The 17,204-nt window shown below is 36.2% G+C and carries 19 protein-coding genes and 2 rRNA genes; 9 read left to right on the top strand and 12 right to left on the bottom strand.

Annotated features, from left to right (window positions below; translation table 11 throughout):
• Positions 1-14 precede the first annotated feature (14 nt).
• The 3 genes from NF27_RS07455 (at position 15) to NF27_RS11305 (ending at position 3,918) form a co-directional block, all read left to right on the top strand.
• Positions 15-2,781, top strand: a 23S ribosomal RNA gene (locus NF27_RS07455).
• A gap of 102 nt (positions 2,782-2,883) precedes the next feature.
• Positions 2,884-2,998, top strand: a 5S ribosomal RNA gene (gene rrf / locus NF27_RS07450).
• A 293-nt stretch (positions 2,999-3,291) separates the two neighbouring features.
• Entirely contained in the window at positions 3,292-3,918 is a 627-nt protein-coding gene (locus tag NF27_RS11305) for a helix-turn-helix domain-containing protein (RefSeq protein WP_053332678.1), read from the top strand.
• A 74-nt stretch (positions 3,919-3,992) separates the two neighbouring features.
• Here NF27_RS11305 and NF27_RS07440 read toward each other — a convergent pair whose 3' ends face one another.
• Positions 3,993-5,291 carry an ABC transporter ATP-binding protein gene (locus NF27_RS07440; protein WP_039457746.1) on the bottom strand — a complete coding sequence of 433 codons (1,299 nt, stop codon included), beginning with the start codon at positions 5,289-5,291 and terminating at the stop codon, positions 3,993-3,995.
• 9 nt (positions 5,292-5,300) lie between these two features.
• Positions 5,301-7,040 carry an ABC transporter permease gene (locus NF27_RS07435; protein WP_039457744.1) on the bottom strand — a complete coding sequence of 580 codons (1,740 nt, stop codon included), beginning with the start codon at positions 7,038-7,040 and terminating at the stop codon, positions 5,301-5,303.
• Positions 7,041-7,156: 116 nt separating this feature from the next.
• Between NF27_RS07435 and NF27_RS07430 the strand changes: the two genes are divergently transcribed.
• Complete coding sequence (locus tag NF27_RS07430; RefSeq protein ID WP_039457741.1) at positions 7,157-7,654, top strand: methylated-DNA--[protein]-cysteine S-methyltransferase; 498 nt, start codon at positions 7,157-7,159, stop codon at positions 7,652-7,654.
• A gap of 58 nt (positions 7,655-7,712) precedes the next feature.
• Here the strand turns inward: NF27_RS07430 and NF27_RS07425 are convergent, their stop codons facing one another.
• The 4 genes from NF27_RS07425 to hemH all read right to left on the bottom strand — a co-directional run bounded on the left by NF27_RS07425 (position 7,713) and on the right by hemH (position 10,658).
• Positions 7,713-8,174, bottom strand: a complete 462-nt coding sequence (locus NF27_RS07425) for a VOC family protein (RefSeq protein ID WP_161791834.1) — start codon at positions 8,172-8,174, stop codon at positions 7,713-7,715.
• 23 nt (positions 8,175-8,197) lie between these two features.
• Positions 8,198-8,935, bottom strand: coding sequence for an SDR family NAD(P)-dependent oxidoreductase (locus tag NF27_RS07420; protein WP_039457735.1), 738 nt, complete (start codon positions 8,933-8,935; stop codon positions 8,198-8,200).
• 107 nt (positions 8,936-9,042) lie between these two features.
• Positions 9,043-9,567 carry a hypothetical protein gene (locus tag NF27_RS07415; RefSeq protein WP_039457733.1) on the bottom strand — a complete coding sequence of 175 codons (525 nt, stop codon included), beginning with the start codon at positions 9,565-9,567 and terminating at the stop codon, positions 9,043-9,045.
• Between the two features lie 56 nt (positions 9,568-9,623).
• Complete coding sequence (hemH, locus tag NF27_RS07410; protein WP_039457731.1) at positions 9,624-10,658, bottom strand: ferrochelatase; 1,035 nt, start codon at positions 10,656-10,658, stop codon at positions 9,624-9,626.
• 85 nt (positions 10,659-10,743) lie between these two features.
• On the opposite strand from hemH, the gene NF27_RS07405 reads away from it, so the two are divergent.
• Positions 10,744-11,250 (top strand): DUF3035 domain-containing protein, encoded by a 507-nt coding sequence (locus NF27_RS07405; protein ID WP_039457730.1) that lies wholly within the window; start codon positions 10,744-10,746, stop codon positions 11,248-11,250.
• Positions 11,251-11,346: 96 nt separating this feature from the next.
• Positions 11,347-12,255: a hypothetical protein gene (locus NF27_RS07400; RefSeq protein ID WP_039457728.1), complete on the top strand. Its 909-nt coding sequence runs from the start codon at positions 11,347-11,349 to the stop codon at positions 12,253-12,255.
• Here NF27_RS07400 and NF27_RS07395 read toward each other — a convergent pair.
• Positions 12,230-12,853 (bottom strand): DUF5394 family protein, encoded by a 624-nt coding sequence (locus NF27_RS07395; protein ID WP_039457726.1) that lies wholly within the window; start codon positions 12,851-12,853, stop codon positions 12,230-12,232. The genes NF27_RS07400 and NF27_RS07395 overlap by 26 nt on opposite strands.
• Before the next feature lie 127 nt (positions 12,854-12,980).
• On the opposite strand from NF27_RS07395, the gene elbB reads away from it, so the two are divergent.
• The 3 genes from elbB to NF27_RS12530 are packed head-to-tail and all read left to right on the top strand — an operon-like array spanning position 12,981 to position 14,437.
• The gene (gene elbB / locus NF27_RS07390) at positions 12,981-13,628 is read left to right on the top strand and encodes an isoprenoid biosynthesis glyoxalase ElbB (RefSeq protein ID WP_039457724.1); all 648 of its coding nucleotides are present in this window, start codon (positions 12,981-12,983) and stop codon (positions 13,626-13,628) included.
• Positions 13,622-14,269, top strand: coding sequence for a dioxygenase family protein (locus NF27_RS07385; protein WP_053332677.1), 648 nt, complete (start codon positions 13,622-13,624; stop codon positions 14,267-14,269). Before elbB ends, NF27_RS07385 begins: the two co-directional genes overlap by 7 nt.
• Positions 14,270-14,284: 15 nt before the next feature.
• Positions 14,285-14,437 (top strand): hypothetical protein, encoded by a 153-nt coding sequence (locus tag NF27_RS12530; RefSeq protein WP_161791833.1) that lies wholly within the window; start codon positions 14,285-14,287, stop codon positions 14,435-14,437.
• A 67-nt stretch (positions 14,438-14,504) separates the two neighbouring features.
• Here the strand turns inward: NF27_RS12530 and ruvB are convergent, their stop codons facing one another.
• The 5 genes from ruvB to NF27_RS12525 form a co-directional block, all read right to left on the bottom strand.
• On the bottom strand, positions 14,505-15,521 hold the full coding sequence (gene ruvB, locus NF27_RS07380) for a Holliday junction branch migration DNA helicase RuvB (protein WP_039457721.1): 1,017 nt from the start codon (positions 15,519-15,521) through the stop codon (positions 14,505-14,507).
• 13 nt (positions 15,522-15,534) lie between these two features.
• Complete coding sequence (locus tag NF27_RS07375) at positions 15,535-16,203, bottom strand: ABC transporter ATP-binding protein (RefSeq protein WP_039457718.1); 669 nt, start codon at positions 16,201-16,203, stop codon at positions 15,535-15,537.
• 4 nt (positions 16,204-16,207) lie between these two features.
• Positions 16,208-16,378, bottom strand: coding sequence for a 50S ribosomal protein L33 (gene rpmG, locus NF27_RS07370; protein WP_038539070.1), 171 nt, complete (start codon positions 16,376-16,378; stop codon positions 16,208-16,210).
• A gap of 114 nt (positions 16,379-16,492) precedes the next feature.
• Entirely contained in the window at positions 16,493-16,831 is a 339-nt protein-coding gene (locus NF27_RS07365; RefSeq protein ID WP_038539068.1) for a TrbC/VirB2 family type IV secretion system protein, read from the bottom strand.
• A gap of 182 nt (positions 16,832-17,013) precedes the next feature.
• Positions 17,014-17,204 (bottom strand): hypothetical protein (locus NF27_RS12525; protein ID WP_039454516.1); only part of this gene is annotated, 191 nt, incomplete at its 5' end.

Here is a 17,204-nt window from a genome sequence, read left to right as displayed (position 1 = left end):
TTTTTTAAGAATCAGCTAAAGTATAAAAAGAGCATTTGGTGAATGCCTTGGCGACAGGAGGCGATGAAAGACGTGATAGGCTGCGATAAGCTACGGGGAAGTGCCAATAACTTTTGATCCGTAGATGTCTGAATGGGGAAACCCACTGAATTTATTCAGTATCTTTAAGTGAATAAATAGCTTAAAGAAGCGAACCTAGGGAACTGAAATATCTAAGTACCTAGAGGAAAGGAAATCAACCGAGACTCCGCTAGTAGTGACGAGCGAACGCGGACTAGGCCAGTATCTTTATCATAAAAACTAGAATATTCTGGAAAGGATAGCTATAAAGGGTGATAGCCCCGTATAGGTAAAAAGTGATGAAGATCTCGAGTAGGGCGGGGCACGTGAAACCTTGTCTGAATATGGGGAGACCACTCTCCAAGCCTAAGTACTACCTGACGACCGATAGTGAACAAGTACTGTGAAGGAAAGGTAAAAAGAAGCCCGATAAGGGGAGTGAAATAGAACCTGAAACCAAATGCTTACAAGCAGTCGGAGCAGCCGCTCTCGCAAGAGAATGTGTTGTGACGGCGTACCTCTTGTATAATGGGTCAGCGACTTAGTGTATCTAGCAAGGTTAAGCCGATAGGTGTAGCCGTAGTGAAAGCGAGCCTTAATAGGGCGTTAAGTTAGGTGCATTAGACCCGAAACCGGGTGATCTAGTTATGAGCAGGCTGAAGTTAGGGTGAAACCTAACGGAGGGCCGAACCCATCACTGTTGCAAAAGTGAGGGATGACTTGTGACTAGGGGTGAAAGGCCAATCAAACTCGGAAATAGCTGGTTCTCCGCGAAATCTATTTAGGTAGAGCGTTGTCTATTACCATCGGGGGTAGAGCACTGGATCGGCTAGGGGGGCCCAAAGCCCTACCAAACCTAACCAAACTCCGAATACCGATGAGTAGAGGACAGCAGGCAGGCTGTGGGTGATAAGATCCATGGCCGAGAGGGAAACAGCCCAGACCGCCGTCTAAGGTCCCCAAATTATGGTTAAGTGTTAAAGGATGTGGGAATGCCAAAACAACTAGGAGGTTAGCTTAGAAGCAGCTATCCTTTAAAGAAAGCGTAACAGCTCACTAGTCTAATAGCGATCCTGCGCCGAAAATGTAACGGGGCTAAAACCATATACCGAAGACGCGGGTTTATATTCTTTAGAATATAAGCGGTAGCGGAGCGTTGTGTAAGCCTGTGAAGGTGTGTCGTAAGGCATGCTGGAGGTATCACAAGTGAGAATGCTGACATGAGTAGCGTAAAAAAATGTAAGAAACATTTTCGCCGAAAGTCCAAGGGTTCCTACGTAAAGTTAATCTGCGTAGGGTTAGCCGGCCCCTAAGGCGAGGCCGAAAGGCGTAGTCGATGGGAACCACGTTAATATTCGTGGGCCTGCTGGAAGTGACGAAGGCTGAAAGTTGTACTGGGTGATTGGATTCCATGGTGCAACCTAAGACTTCCAGGAAATAACTCCAGCGTATAGACCGTACCCCAAACCGACACTGGTGGACTGGTAGAGTATACCAAGGCGTAGAGAGAATGATGTTGAAGGAACTAGACAAATTGCATCCGTAACTTCGGGATAAGGATGGCCTTACTTAGGCAACTAAGATAAGGTGGCACATAGCAGGGGGTAGCGACTGTTTATCAAAAACACAAGACTATGCAAACTCGTAAGAGGAAGTATATGGTCTGACGCCTGCCCGGTGCTGGAAGGTTAAGGTGAGGTGTGCAAGCACTGAGCTGAAGCCCCAGTAAACGGCGGCCGTAACTATGACGGTCCTAAGGTAGCGAAATTCCTTGTCGGGTAAGTTCCGACCTGCATGAATGGCGTAACGACTTCCCCATTGTCTCCAACATTAACTCAGCGAAATTGAAATCTCCGTGAAGATGCGGAGTGCCCGCGGTTAGACGGAAAGACCCCGTGAACCTTTACTATAACTTTGCAGTGGTGTTAGGGGTTTGATGTGTAGGATAGGTGGGAGACTATGAAGCGATGGCGCTAGCTGTCGTGGAGTCGCCCTTGAAATACCACCCTTCAAACTTTTGACATCTAACCAAACCTCTTGAATCAGGGGTTGGGACCCTGCATGGTGGGTAGTTTGACTGGGGCGGTCGCCTCCCAAAGCGTAACGGAGGCGTGCGAAGGTAAGCTCAGGTTGGTCGGAAATCAACTGTTAGAGTGCAATGGCATAAGCTTGCCTGACTGCGAGACTGACAAGTCGAGCAGAGACGAAAGTCGGTCATAGTGATCTGGTGGTTCTGTGTGGAAGGGCCATCACTCAACGGATAAAAGGTACTCCGGGGATAACAGGCTGATGAGCTCCAAGCGTCCATAGCGACGAGCTCGTTTGGCACCTCGATGTCGACTCATCACATCCTGGGGCTGGAGAAGGTCCCAAGGGTTCGGCTGTTCGCCGATTAAAGTGGTACGTGAGTTGGGTTCAGAACGTCGTGAGACAGTTTGGTCCCTATCTGCCGTGGGTGTAAGGAAAATTGAGAGAATCTGACTTTAGTACGAGAGGACCGAGTTGGACGTACCACTGGTGTACCAGTTGTTCTGCCAAGAGCAACGCTGGGTAGCTATGTACGGAAGGGATAACCGCTGAAAGCATCTAAGTGGGAAACCCATCTCAAAACTAATTTTCCCAACTAGTGCCGTCAAAGACCATGACGTTGATAGGTCGGGTGTGTAAGTGGAGCAATCCATTGAGCTAACCGATACTAATAGCACGATTGACTTTAAGCTGGAAACTAATATCGCTTACAGTGTTAAGCTTATAAATTATTTTCCCAGTGAATTTGAAAATTTCTCACAATACCTCTTATAAAATAGAGGTCTTACTTTTTGGCTTGGTGATTATAGAGTTGGTGAAACACCTGATCCCATTTCGAACTCAGAAGTGAAACCCTTCATCGCCGATGGTACTTTGTCTTAAGGCACGGGAGAGTAGGTTGTTGCCAAGCCTAAAAGTAAGACTTTATAGCATAAAATATATCATTCAAATTATTAATCTCATATACTAATATTAATAGCTTTGGCTTAAATACTTACTAAATTTATTTAAGTCAATAGTATTTGTAGATAGATTAGTTGCTATTTTATAAAGCTTATTTCACTAATCTGTGATCATTTTGTCAGCTTAGCTAGACAAGAGCCTTCTTTTAACACCTAATTAAAAAATATTTTTTAATTGTTAAAATTATAATAATTATTTTATAACATATCTATAATGTATAATTTTTTACAATATTGAGCAATGCCAGTTACTACCGCCCAAATAAAAGCTGCAAGAACATTATTAGGCTGGACTACGCAAGATCTTGCCGATTTCTCCGATTTGTCAGTAAGCACGATTAATAATCTTGAAAATGACCGTCATTCAACTCATAAAAAAACTATGGAAAAGGTAATGCTGACTTTTGAAAAATTCGGCGTATGTTTTGTTGAAAGCAGTGGAGTATTAGTTAATTCTTCGATGAAAATATATGAAGGATTAAGCGGTATTCAAAAATATTTTGATTACAACTATGAGGTTTTAAAAGCTACTTCCGGTGAACATAGAATTTTTACTATTGATGGCTTAGTACTTAAGCAAAAACTTGGCCCTATGGCACAAGCGCACTATGAAAGATTGTCAAGATTAGAAAATGTAAAAGTAAGAATGTTTACTCCAAGCGGGAATTTTTTAAATTTTGAGAAATATAATAATTTTAAAATTAAACAAATCCCTTTATATCAAGCTTCTTTAGCTGCACATTCATATTTTTCAGGGAATGTGGCAATATTCTTTATGGAAAAAATGAGGGTTATTGTGATTCAGGACCAGGCATTATTTGATATAAGCGTTAAAAACTTTGATTATATATGGGATTCTTTTAAATAACTTAAGTAGAATCCGGCTAACCACTTGTTATAATGAAATCTAGGTATCTTAGAATGCAGGTACCAATAATTTATTTATTTCAAACAGAATGTTTTAGTAGCATAGTTATACGAGAAAATTTCCGCATACCTTGCATAGCTGATTACTATATTCAGTAATTTGTTTGCCTGGTCAGGTGATAAAGTTTTGGTTAATTCTTTAACAAAATGGTTACGGCTCACTCTCTTTCTTTTAGCTAATTTTAATGTTGTTCTGATATTACCGATAAGTTCTATATTCTCAACCAAATGCCGTGCAAATATTTGCTTACGTTCATCGGTATCCGCTTCAGCATACATTTTTCCCGTAGAAGTCAGAAGAACATCTCCTTTCTTAACTAATGCAAATTTTAATGTTTTTAATAGCTCTAGAATAGGAAATAAATAATCAATAGAAAGACTTAGTTGTTCAGAGAGTCGGTAAATATCAGCAGTACCGTTATAAGGTTCAGCAAACAAGATTTCAATTACCCCATTTAGTTTATTGGTTGAAATTTGGGCCAGTAAACTTTCATTCTCTACAGTCTTAGTAAGTGTATCAGTCGAGCTATTTTTACTAAGTGCATTAGTCATAATGGTATAAATGTTATCCACTAAATTTCTCACCTCAGGGTCATGCCTATTGCGAGGATGAGGTATATTAATTTTTATTTCTGAAACTACCTTACCCGGATTTGAGGAAAAAATTAAAACTCTATCACAAAGTAATACTGCTTCCTCAATGTTATGGGTTACAATAAGAATTGACTTTAAACCGGTCTTTTTAACCGACCATAAATCAATAAATTCAGCTTTAAGTTCAGTCGCGGTTAAGATATCAAGGGCAGAAAACGCCTCATCTAAAAGCAAAATTTTAGGGTTAGTCACTAATGCTCGTGCGAAACCTATTCTTTGTTTCATGCCGCCCGATAACTCTTTGGGGTAGGCATTTTCATAACCGTCCAGGCCGATTAAAGATATTGCATCTAAAGCTTTTCTGGTAATCTCATTTTTCGATAAATTTTTCGACTCTAATCCTATTGATACATTCTCAATAACATTTAGCCAAGGGAAGAGTGCAAATGTTTGAAAAACCATAGCAAGAGTGCTAGGCGGCAGAGGAGCAGGAGCACCGTTATATATAATTTCTCCGCTACTCATAGATAATAATCCCGAAATAATTCTAAGTAAAGTAGACTTACCGCTACCCGAACGTCCGAGTATACCTACTATTTCCCGTTCATTGAGAGATAAATTGATATCATCTAAAATAACTTTTTTTCCACCATCCGGTTGATCATAATATTTATTAAGATTTTTAAGCTCTAAAATCGGTAAATCAGTTTTTATGGCCATAAATTTCTCCTATCCCAAATGCAAAGTTTTTTCAGTTAATTTATATAAAGGGCGCCATACCAATTTGTTTAAAAGCATAACGTAAAAGCACATAATACATACTCCTAAACTTATGTTATGGTATTCCCCTGCAACAGTATTTTGAGCTATATAAGCGCCTAAACCGGTAGCATAAAGAGTGGTTCCCCCCCAGTTAACCGCTTCTGCAACAATGCTTGCATTCCAAGCTCCTCCTGAAGCACAAAGAGAGCCGGTAATTATATAAGGAAGAATACTTGGCAGAATAACTTTTCTTAAAAAAATTAAGCCTTTGATATTAAATAAAGAAGCAGCTTCAAGCAGTTCTCTCGGCAGTGCTGAAACTCCCGCAATGATATTTAACAAAATATACCATTGTGCGCCAAGTATAATCAAAGGGCTAAGCCATATGTTCGGATTTAAATTATTATTTATAATTATTATAACAAAAAACGGAAATAATAGATTTGCTGGAAAGGCTGCAAGAAATAACATTATCGGCTGAGCTTTCGCTGCTAATTTTGCATTTAAACCAATATAAACTCCGATAGGAATTAATATAATTAAAGCTAAAAATATCAATATAAAAATTCTGAAAGATGTTACTGCTCCTAAAAAAAGCACATAAGTAATTTCATTAAAGCTACTAAAATTATATAAAAAGGCAGCAATATAACAAGCAAGAGTTGCTATTAGAAGCGTGATTGCACCATACCATATATTATTTAATTTTTTCTCACTGATAAAGATTATCTTTGTAGAAGTCGATAATGCGATTGGTCTTCCAAAATTAAACTTAAAAATATTTTTTATAAACCAAACGCATGGTTTAAAAAGAATTTTTAGTAGTACAGACTTACTTAATATATTATAAACCCAGGATTCGCTTATATCTTGAGTATTTACCATTTCATACTTAAACTTTTTTGACCAAATTACCAGCGGTTGGAAAATTAGCTTATCATATAAAATAATCAAAATTAAGGTGGTAAGAATTGAGTAGATGATGGCATGCCAATCTTTTTGAGTTATTGCCGTACCGAGGTAAGAGCCTATACCCGGTAAAGTATAGTTAATATTGCCTACGGATATTGCCTCGGAAGCAACTATAAAAAACCAACTCCCCGATACCGATACCATAATATTCCAAATTAAGCCCGGAACTGCAAAGGGGAGTTCTACAAGCCAAAACCTTTGCCATGAAGATAACCCGAAAACAATTGAAGCATCTATTATATCTTGAGGTACGGTTTTAAGCGATTGATGCATACTGAAAGTTATATTCCACACCTGTGAAGTAAAAATAACAAATATTACTGCCATTTCTACTCCCAGCACTTTATGAGGGGAGAGCGCAACGAAGAAAGTAACTGCAAAAGAGGCGTAGCCTAAAATTGGTATGGATTGCAAAATATCTAAAAGCGGAAGAATAATTTCTTCGGCTTTCTTACTTTTTGCCGCAAGGGTGGCTATAAAGAGTGCAAATATGAGGGAAAAAATGATTGCAATAAATATCCTTACGGATGTCATTAAAGCATAATATGGTAAATTAGAGCTTGCTAAAGAGACATGGGCAGTTTCATAGTTGTTAATATCAATAGTAGTCCCTTTCGCTGCAAGACTGAGGCAGAAAAACATACTAAGTACAATGATTAATGCAGTTAAATTTAAAAATAATATTTTTACCGGGTTTTGTGTATTTTTTAAAAATATTATATTTGATTTTTGCATTTTATTCGTCTTTAATATTTTTGCTTATTAATTAAGTATGAGCAGATTTTTTTATATTTTCAATATTATTAAAGAGTAGCATAAGTTTCTGACAATTATATAATATGGTTTTTTACATGACAAAATATTATTCCAATATTACTACAAAGCTTGGAGATATACTTTTATTATCGGATTCGGAAAATATAACCGGAATATATTTTGTTAAAGAAAAATATATTCCCCAACTTGAACCGGAGCGGCAAAATAACTCGGAACCGGAGATATTAAAATTAGCTGAAAAGCAGCTTAAAGAATATTCATACGGGAATAGAAGAGAATTTGAAATACCTTATAGTTTCATAAAGTTCACCGAATTTCAAAAAAGAGTATGGGAAGAGGTCAGTAAAATACCTTACGGAAAAACTATAACCTATAAGGAACTGGCAAATAATATCGGTGCTCCGAACAGCGTTCGAGCCGTGGCGGCGGCAGTCGGAAGAAACCCGATTTCGTTAGTTGTGCCTTGCCATCGTGTTATAGGTAGTAATAATTCTCTTACCGGATACGCCGGTGGAATAGAGCTAAAGCACTCTATTCTAACTTTGGAAGGAATTAGAAATATAACTATTTAAAAAACAACATAAAAATAAATGTAAAAATATTTAGTGCAAATGAGCTTTTTGGTTTTTATTAAAAAACTTCGCGAGGCACTTTAGTTGCATCATGCTCAGTGAACTTGGTAGCAAAATTCCAGATATACCCGTTTGGATCTAATACTCTAAAAGCTTTATCGCCCCAAAATTTAATTTCTTTATCATGAAGAAATTTTAGCCCGTAATTTTTTGCTTTGCTGTAGCTCTCTTCAAGATTATCACAATAAACATAAAAGCTAACTTGCGGAGGACAGTTACTTGAAACGGGAGGTGACATAAAATCTTCCTCTTCAATAGGATTTGGAGGGGCGATCATTAGGTTAATACCTTTATAAATCAGCCTTGCAAATACAACATTTCCCTCTCGGTCATTGGTAACCTCATGTGCTTTAAATCCGAATATCTCAACATAGAATTTTACTGCTTCATTAGCATCTTTAACGCTAATCATAGTAGAAAGGTGATTTAAACCTTCTGCGGTAATCTCATTATTGTTCATATTTCCTCTCATATTTTATAAAACTAAATTTTAACTTTCGGCTGGATAGTGCTTATGCCGCCGTCAATGCTAATTGCTTGCCCGGTAATCCAGCTGTTTTCTTCAGCAAGTAGGAAGGTGATTAATCTTGCCGCTTCTTCGGGAGTTCCGATTCTTCCTAAAGGGTGCATTTTCTTTGATGCTTCAAAGGTAAGCGGGTTAGAAGTAATTTTTTTAGACATATCAGTTTCCACAAGTCCCGGGGCTACAGCATTAAACCTTAAGTTTTGATGTGCATAACTTGCAGCGGCTGACATCATAAGGCCGATGACCCCGGCTTTAGCCGCAGCCATTGCCTCATGACTCGCAAGCCCGATTTTAGCCACCGCCGAAGAGATTAGAACAACCGACCCGCCGTTTAACATATGTTCTCCGGCTGCCCTTACGACTGCGAAAGCTGAAGTTAAGTTAGCATTTATGTTTAAATCAAATTCTTCCCGTGTTGTTAAGTGTGCGGGCTTAAGTAAGAATGAGCCGGCACAATTTACCACTCCATGAAGTTCACCGCATAATGATTTAACTTTTGCAAAACATAAATTTACTGCATCAAAATCTGTTGCATCCAAGATTTCATATTGAATGTTACCGAGTTCATCTGCAATTTTTTCGGTTTTTTCCTTATTTCTGCCGGTAATGAAAACGGTGTTTCCAGATTTAAGCAAATCTTGTGCTACTGATTGACCAATCCTACTAGTTCCCGCAATTATCAGATAATTTGCCATGAGCCCTCTATCGCATTGTATTAATCTTATAAGATTTTAATATAGATAGATTAAAAATTTGGTAAATAACTTTTTAAAGTTTTTAAAATTAGTTTAAAAGCAGGGTATCAAGCATTAAATTCATTATAGAAAGAGGGGTAGTGAATTTGTATGCTTTCCGGTTCGCTAAGTTCCGCTATGCTTTTATTTAATGTTCCGATAATAAAATTTTCAAAAAAAGAATCTTGATAGTAGGGATAATGGTGTATAATTGTATTTAGTAAAAATGCCGAAGCTGCTTTAGAAATTTCTACAGTGGTTTTGGATATATAACCATTATCATTTAGTGAATGCGATATTGAAGCACCTGCAGAATAAATTATAAATACTTTTGAAAAATTAAAAATTTCTGTTGAAAAATTTTCTAAATAAGCGGTCGAGAATTTATTATCTTCACTGCAAAGCGGCTGTACAAAAGAATTAACTGCACATTTAAGGCTAGTTAATACAAAAGAATAAGTTAAGCTTTGTTTATTATTATAAGTAAGTCTAGCAATAATACTCCATTGAATTAAATCATAGAAGAACTCGCTGCCGGTAATTAAAGGGTGCGATTGTCCGGTGGCAATGTTGCTATCTAAATAATTTTCCATTTTTATGATGTATGTAATAATTATAATTAATTTTTTATATAATAAACTAATTATTATTAATTAGAACATGGACATTTGCTAAATTTTTGTGAGCATGTTTTTATAATATTATTAATATATGAATTATTATCCTGATTTAGACAGAGTTCTGTAAGGCCTATAATGAATTTAGGGTGAGTACCAACCGCTTCAACTCTGAAATATCCGGGGCAGTTGTTTTGTTCAGCCAACTCCTTATACATCATATCCAACTCAACTATAGTTTCCGAATGTTCTGAAACAAACGCTATAGGCACCACAACAATCGGTTTCTTATCATTACTTGCTTTTATTATCTCGTCTTCGGTGGCAGGTTTAAGCCATTCCAGAGGTCCCACTTTACTTTGATAGCAAATTTTATAGTCTAAATTTTCTATATTCAAACCTTCTACAATTGCTTTTACTGTTTGGTTTACCTGCCATTCATAAGGATCCCCCGTTTTAACTCGATTAAGAGGGATGCCGTGTGCTGAAAATAGGATTATAGGACGTGCAATATTAACTGCTTCTTCATATGTTTTTCGAGTCAAATCAACGTATGCATCGATAAACCCCTGATTTTGAGGATAGCAGCAAACTGTTTTAGAGAGCGCATGCAAGTTAAGTTTTTTTGCGGTTTTATGCCAAAGTGCAATTGAGGAGGCGGTAGTAGTAGTGGAAAATTGAGGATAAAGGGGAAGTAAAATAACTTCATCAGGATTAAATTCTTTTACTCTCTCTACTACATCTTCAGTTAAAGGATGCCAGCATCTCATCGCAATAAAAACTTTGAATTCATCGCTGCTCTCCTTATTCAAGCTTGATTCTAATGCGCCTGCCTGTAGCTTTGTCAGTTCTAAGATAGGAGATTTGCCGCCTATTTTTTCATATATTTTCTTTGCGTATTCCGCCCGCCGTGAGGAAATAAATATGGCAAGTAGAAATCTGAAAGGATTTGGGATATTTAAAATGGCTTTATCATAAAACAAATTAAATAAAAAAGGTTTCACTGCATCTAAACTATCAGGCCCCCCTAAGTTAAATAATACTACTGCTTTCTTTAATTTATTCATATATAGTTTATATCCTTAAAAATGCTTGTAAAAAGCGAAAAACCGCTGTAGAAAATAAGGCAAAGTTTGCTAAGATTTTATATATATGAAAAAAATAATTTTATCTATACCGTTTTTAATTCTTCTAACTAGCTGTAGTAATGATGTTAAATCCAGCTTAGGGCTTAGAAAAGAAGGCCCGGATGAGTTTACCGTAGTCTCTTATCCTCCCTTAAGCATACCTCCCGAATTTAATTTAAATGAACCGGGCGTGGATAAAAGAGCATTACCCAGAAGGAATTCCGAAAATGCTGCTAAATACACAGTAGAGGAAAGCCGATTGCTTAATGCGGTTTCTACCTCGGCAACAAAAAGTGCGGTTAAAGAATCAATAGATAATGAAGCTTTAGGCAAACAAGATACTACGGAAAATCGTGGGTTTATCAGAAAAACTATAGGATCATTAAATGATGAAAGCGGCAAAGAACCGGTGGTAGATGCTGAATTAGAGAAGGAAAGAATCTCTAAAAACCTTAAAGAAGGCAAGCCCGTTAACGAAGGTGAAGTTAAAAATTTAAAGCAAAAATCCGGCTTTAGTAAACTCTTCGGTTAACTTTTTTATATGTAGCATCGAATCAACCAAACAAGTTAACTGTTTGTTAACTTGTTATATTTATAGTAGTGCCAATATGTATTTTTTGGTTGCACTATGAATGGTTTAGAAAAGCAAGGCATTATAAAGAATTTAGTTAACCAACTAAAAGTTAAAGCTGATAAACTGATCGATGAGAAAATAAAAACCCAATTCTTAGAAAATTTAAAATTTCATGAAGAGCTTTCCGAGCATTTATATAAATGCATTCATTTTGTGGCTCCATTCACAAAGATTTCAGATGAGAGTCCAATAAAAAATAATAATCACAGATTAAAAATTGAATCCGGACGCTTAAATAAAAGCATAAATGAATTAAAAGAAATTGAACATGAAAATACAGCAGCATTAAAAAAAGCTAATATTATTTTAGATATTCTGATTGCATGCACGAAGCATAATTCAGCAGGGTTGGAAGAAGGGTTCAAGGGAGGGCACTTTAAAATAAATGATAATGGTGAGCTTTATGCAAATCTTGAAAAGAGCGGTTTGACTAAAGAAAGAATTTCTTCCCACTACGGGTCGTGTAAAGAAAACGGAACAGTAGATGGTAAAAGTGATCGTTCATTAACGGCAGGTAAAATGTTTAGTGAATTCTTATTCGGGTTTGCTAATAACCCTTCAGCTACTTGGTTTCAACTTGAAGCAGCCCCTTTAACCAGGGAGAAATTTATTGAAACAAGAGTACAAAAAATACTGAATGATATATTAGAAACTTTAACTGCTATAGTAACCTTAGGGTATGCAAGTATTAATTTAAATACTATACAGCATGGGTTAGATTGGGTTAATTATGCAATTGTTAACGGTAAACAAAAAAACATCGGGCAATATGGAACCTCGGAGCATACGGAAAAGAAAACCCCTTTAATAGTAGAAGGCGAAATAAAAGTTATAATCCCGGAAAATAAAGTAAGTGATATAGTTAATAATAAAGAAATTACAAACCTCTCCCTCCGCCTTTAGCTCCGTGAGCTTCTAATGCTTGCACGAATCCGAATTTATGTGATTCCAGGTTTTCTAATTCATTACTATTAAAGTTTTTTGCATGTTCCGCCCCCTCATATTTCATAGCTTCTTCCACTCCTCTGGTTTTAACGTTATTTACAAAGTTTTCTAATGAAGTTTCCCCGGCTAGCTGACGCGGATTTAATATTTTGTATATCTCATACATTGCAAGTCTGTAGCGTCTTTCTTTTTCTTCCTTGGATAGCTCTACTTCTTGCGTCTCTTCAGGCTCTAAGTCTAAATCTTCTTCCTGCTGTTCTTCACCCTTAACAAGCTCTTTTTTTCTTTTTCTTTTCTTCTTAATTCCTAGAATCTTTTCTAAAAACTCTATTAGTTCAGGATCTATATTCTTTTCGTCTAAGTTAAGAACCATATATTCAAATAGCATAGCCATTAAGCTGATATCCACCACAATCTCTTGAGAGCCTACCTCAGTTCCTTTTGAGAAAGCCTTTTTAAGGTCATAAGCAATATTAATTAATTTAATAAGGGATTCTAAATCCATATTGTTGATAGTTTTTTTATCATCCGAGGGGTTATCAGGTTTTTGACTCATGCAATTAGTGTAAAAAACATTTTGCTATATCATTTTATTATATAATCGGTATTTTCATTTTTAAACATAAATTATATAGTATAAGAATGATTGTCAAAATCTCCTTAAATATTAATAAAGGTAATGTATGAAAAAAATTGCCATGATTTTAGCCGGATGCGGCCATCAGGATGGTTCTGAAATCAGGGAATCCGTTCTAACCCTGCTTGAGCTTGATAAGCATAATGTAAAGGTAACGATATTTGCTCCGAATGTTAAACAGTATGATGTTATTAATCATCTTGATGGGAGCGTGATGAATGAAAGTAGAAATTTATTAGTTGAAGCTGCAAGAATAGCGAGGGGAGAAATTAGCGCTCTGGATAAATTAAAAAGTAAAGATTTTAATGCACTCATTATTCCGGGCGGGTACGGAGTGGCTAAAAATTTAGCGGATATTGCACAAAAAGGCGAGAAGGGGGAAGCCATACCTGAAGTGAAGAATATAATTAATGATTTCATAAGAGATAAAAAACCGATAGGGGCAATATGCATTGCTCCCGCAGTAGTAGCTCAAGCAGTAAAAGATTCTTATAAAGTAAAACTTACCTTGGGCGAAGAAAATAATCTGCTTACTGCCTTTTCAGCCGAGCAAGAAGTTTGCCCGACTGAATCATGTGTATATGATGAGAAAAACAAGATAGTATCTACTCCGGCATATATGAGAAATGAAAGAATATCAAGGGTAGCTAGGGGAATTGAACAATTAGTAAAAAAGGTGGTGGAAATATGCTAAAGGTTAATTACTGTATATTTGCAGCAGCATTTTTAATACAGCTAAATATAGCTAAGGAAGCCTATAGTAATTTTGATGCACAGTTTAATACTCAGTGCCCGTTAACTCCGTCAATTTGGGATGATACTCCGTTTGAAGGGAAAATTATTAAAAATAATAATTTAAGAAAAAAGGTAGGTTCACCTGATTTTGCAGAAGGTGAATTTATTAATATTACCGGAAAAATTTTAGATAGTAATTGCGTACCGGTAGCTGAAGCGGTAGTTGAAATTTGGCAGGCGGATGCATCAGGCAATATAGTTCTGGCAAGTAACAAGATCGATAAAAACTTTGCCTATACCGGAACTGCAATCACTAACAACCTAGGGCAATATAATTTTTTTACCATATTCCCCGGTGTTGTTGATAAGCAAGCTCCACGTATACATTTTAAAGTTAAGCACCCTGACTTTTTACCGTTTGAAAGTTATATGTATTTTCCTAACAACAATTTGAATGAATTTGATTCTTCTTTAAGAAATATTCTGGACAAAAAGGAAAAAAACCTTTTAATTTCCGCATACACTGAAACCATTAATGTTCCGGTTACATATAATTTTAATTTAACTCTTGAGGGAGTTAATAAATATAAACGTTATTAATAAACGGAGAATCATATGACATTTTTACAAGTTGCTACCTTATCTTTAGTTTTAGGCATAGCATCTAAAGCAGTTGCCTGCGAATCTCATGCTTCCGCACAATCTGCTGCCGAGGAAGGCCAACAAAGCGGTCACGGAGATACCAATACATCTGTTGAAAGCAACTAATTAATATATAAACAGGCTTTTAAAAAAGAGGGATATTAAGTATCCCTTTTTTATTTGGTTTGATTTTTTAAATCTCTAATTGTTTTTGAATAAGTGATTGATAGGGAGCACCTAAATGCTTTAAGCAAGCTTCGGTTAACATTCTTCCTCTAGGTGTTCTTGCTAAAAAACCGATCTGTAGCAGATAAGGCTCTATGGTATCTTCTAATGTATCCTTATCTTCCGATAAACCGGCAGCTATAGTTTCAATTCCGACCGGCCCGCCTTTATAATTTTCAGCAATATAATTTATATACTTTCTATCTAATTTATCTAAACCGAATTCATCGATATCTAAGCTGTTTAAAGTTTCTTTAATTTCTTCAAGTCCGACTTTAGCACTCTTTAAATGCTCGGCAAAATCCCGAACTCTTTTCAGTAATCTCATAGCAATTCTGGGAGTGCCTCTTGAGCGCTTAGCAAGTTCAAATGCAGCTTGCACGTCAATATTGATGTTATATAAAACTGCTCCTCTTTCCACCACTTTTACCAACTCTTCTAGGTTATAAAAATCTAACTTAAGCGGTATTCCGAATCTATCTTTTAAAGGATTGGTAAGTAGTCCTAATCTCGTCGTTGCTCCAACTAAAGTAAATTTCGGCAAAGATATTTTAACTGCTCTTGCCGCCGGCCCTTCACCGATAATTATATCAATATAGAAGTCTTCCATTGCTGAATATAAAACTTCTTCAACTGCGCTGGGAAGCCTGTGAATTTCATCAATAAACAAAACATCATTTTCTTGTAGATTGGTAAGGATTGCCGCAAGATCCCCGGATTTAGTAAGAACAGGGCCCGATGACATCTTCACGCCCACTTCCAGCTCATTGGCAATTATTTGCGATAATGTGGTCTTTCCAAGCCCGGGAGGGCCATAAAAAAGCACATGATCCAAAGCCTCACCTCTAGCTTTAGTCGCATTTATGAAAATCGATAAATTTTTCTTTAAATCATGCTGGCCAATGAACTCATTAAGCTTTTTAGGCCTTAAAGTTAATTCATTTTCTTCACTTTGCGGGTTATAGAATCTGTTTGATTGAGTCACTATTAACTCTTAATTAAAAAATTTTACCGTCTCTTATAGTCATGACTTTATCAGTTTTTCCTGCAAGTTCAACATTATGTGTAACGATAATTGCAGATAATTTCCTTTCTCTAGCTTGTTTTATAATTATATTAATTACTTTTTCAGCGTTCGCATTATCCAGATTTCCGGTAGGTTCGTCAGCCAGTATTAATTGCGGCTTATTAATTAAGCTTCTCGCAATGGCGACTCTCTGCTGTTCTCCGCCTGAAAGCTCGGAAGGCATACTGCTTAACCGCTCCTTAAGCCCTAAAGATTCTAAGAGTATAATTGCTTCTTCCTTTACTTCATTCTCGCTTTTGTCTAATAGCATTCCGGGTATCATCACATTTTCTAATGCGGTAAATTCAGGAAGTAAATGATGGAATTGGTAAATAAATCCGAGGCTTTCCCGACGAATTTTAGTTCTTAATCTATCAGAGCTTTTAGAGCAATCCTGGTCATTAAAATATATCTTGCCCGAAGACGGGTTTTCAAGCAGGCCTGCAATAGATAAAAAAGTACTTTTGCCGGAACCTGACGGGCCGACTAAAGCTATAATCTCACCTTCTTCAAGAGTGAATGTAATATCATCTAATACTCCTAAGCTTGATTCACCTTGCTTAAAAGTTTTACTGATATTTTCTAAGCGAAGAAGAGTCACTCACTTAGCTACTTAGTTTTTTCTCTTCAAAGAGTACGTGCTTTCTTAATTTAGGATCGTATTTTTTAAAATTAAGTTTTTTAGTCAATTTTTTCGGGTTTTTCTTTTTTACAAAAAAAGAACCTGTACCTTCACTGCTCGCAAGTTTGATCAGTACTATATTTTTCTTTGCCATTGTTTTTTTAAACCAATTGAAATTTGTGAAACAATATTAGTTACTTTGTGTGTTTAGTCAATAAAAAAAGCCTTTAGATTTACTAAAGGCCTCTTAAGAGTTGTGTAAAACTAATTAGCCTTTACAAGCCGTGCCCCCGGAGAGAAGCTGTACAACATCCGGTGCTCCGAATAAAATACCCATACCGACTCCAACTGCAATTGCCACACCCCAGGTAACTTTACCTAAGAAAAGCATGATAGCTAAAGATATAACTATCAAAATAGCAATCGATCTACCAATGTTACCTGTAAGTTGGTTAACGGCATTACACAATGTTTCGGTGATTTTTGTATCATCTGCGCCTTGTGCATAAGAATTAGTAGGCATTAATGCAGAAATACTCAGCATTATTACCATAATAATCTTAACTAAAAAGTTTTTGTTAATATAATTCAACCCTGAGGCTTGCATTATTCTCTCCCTTATATTTTAAATATTTTGTGCTTATGTTGAATTTAAACCCTAAATTTTATTATTCAACCATTACATACTCTTTAGATACTAACAAGGTCATTAGCTATAAACAATATTTTTTTGGTTGTGTTGCAAAGAATAAAATTGAAGGAAGAAGTTATAAAATTTTATGAGGTTTTTTAGAAAATATAAGCAGGGGTAGGTAAGTTAAATTGCCTTTCAACAAAGTATTTAATATTTATAGCAGAGCTCTTAAGTAAGTGATAAAGCTGCCCCTTGAATAACATATTGATTGTCTCAATCCCTCGAATGGTATTATAAGCTGTTTTATAACTATGATAACCCATAGCATCTTTGGTTTTCCATTTTA

The organism is Candidatus Jidaibacter acanthamoeba, assembly GCF_000815465.1.
GTDB lineage: Bacteria > Pseudomonadota > Alphaproteobacteria > Rickettsiales > Midichloriaceae > Jidaibacter > Jidaibacter acanthamoebae.
This window is presented reverse-complemented; position numbering and strand designations above follow the sequence as displayed.

Bases quoted from the DNA above. Each gene is read 5' to 3' on its own strand.
- NF27_RS11305 (WP_053332678.1), top strand. From the start codon at position 3,292: ATGCCAGTTACTACCGCCCAAATAAAAGCTGCAAGAACATTATTAGGC.
- NF27_RS07440 (WP_039457746.1), bottom strand. From the start codon at position 5,291: ATGGCCATAAAAACTGATTTACCGATTTTAGAGCTTAAAAATCTTAAT.
- NF27_RS07435 (WP_039457744.1), bottom strand. From the start codon at position 7,040: ATGCAAAAATCAAATATAATATTTTTAAAAAATACACAAAACCCGGTA.
- NF27_RS07430 (WP_039457741.1), top strand. From the start codon at position 7,157: ATGACAAAATATTATTCCAATATTACTACAAAGCTTGGAGATATACTT.
- NF27_RS07425 (WP_161791834.1), bottom strand. From the start codon at position 8,174: ATGAACAATAATGAGATTACCGCAGAAGGTTTAAATCACCTTTCTACT.
- NF27_RS07420 (WP_039457735.1), bottom strand. From the start codon at position 8,935: ATGGCAAATTATCTGATAATTGCGGGAACTAGTAGGATTGGTCAATCA.
- NF27_RS07415 (WP_039457733.1), bottom strand. From the start codon at position 9,567: ATGGAAAATTATTTAGATAGCAACATTGCCACCGGACAATCGCACCCT.
- hemH (WP_039457731.1), bottom strand. From the start codon at position 10,658: ATGAATAAATTAAAGAAAGCAGTAGTATTATTTAACTTAGGGGGGCCT.
- NF27_RS07405 (WP_039457730.1), top strand. From the start codon at position 10,744: ATGAAAAAAATAATTTTATCTATACCGTTTTTAATTCTTCTAACTAGC.
- NF27_RS07400 (WP_039457728.1), top strand. From the start codon at position 11,347: ATGAATGGTTTAGAAAAGCAAGGCATTATAAAGAATTTAGTTAACCAA.
- NF27_RS07395 (WP_039457726.1), bottom strand. From the start codon at position 12,853: ATGAGTCAAAAACCTGATAACCCCTCGGATGATAAAAAAACTATCAAC.
- elbB (WP_039457724.1), top strand. From the start codon at position 12,981: ATGAAAAAAATTGCCATGATTTTAGCCGGATGCGGCCATCAGGATGGT.
- NF27_RS07385 (WP_053332677.1), top strand. From the start codon at position 13,622: ATGCTAAAGGTTAATTACTGTATATTTGCAGCAGCATTTTTAATACAG.
- NF27_RS12530 (WP_161791833.1), top strand. From the start codon at position 14,285: ATGACATTTTTACAAGTTGCTACCTTATCTTTAGTTTTAGGCATAGCA.
- rpmG (WP_038539070.1), bottom strand. From the start codon at position 16,378: ATGGCAAAGAAAAATATAGTACTGATCAAACTTGCGAGCAGTGAAGGT.
- NF27_RS07365 (WP_038539068.1), bottom strand. From the start codon at position 16,831: ATGCAAGCCTCAGGGTTGAATTATATTAACAAAAACTTTTTAGTTAAG.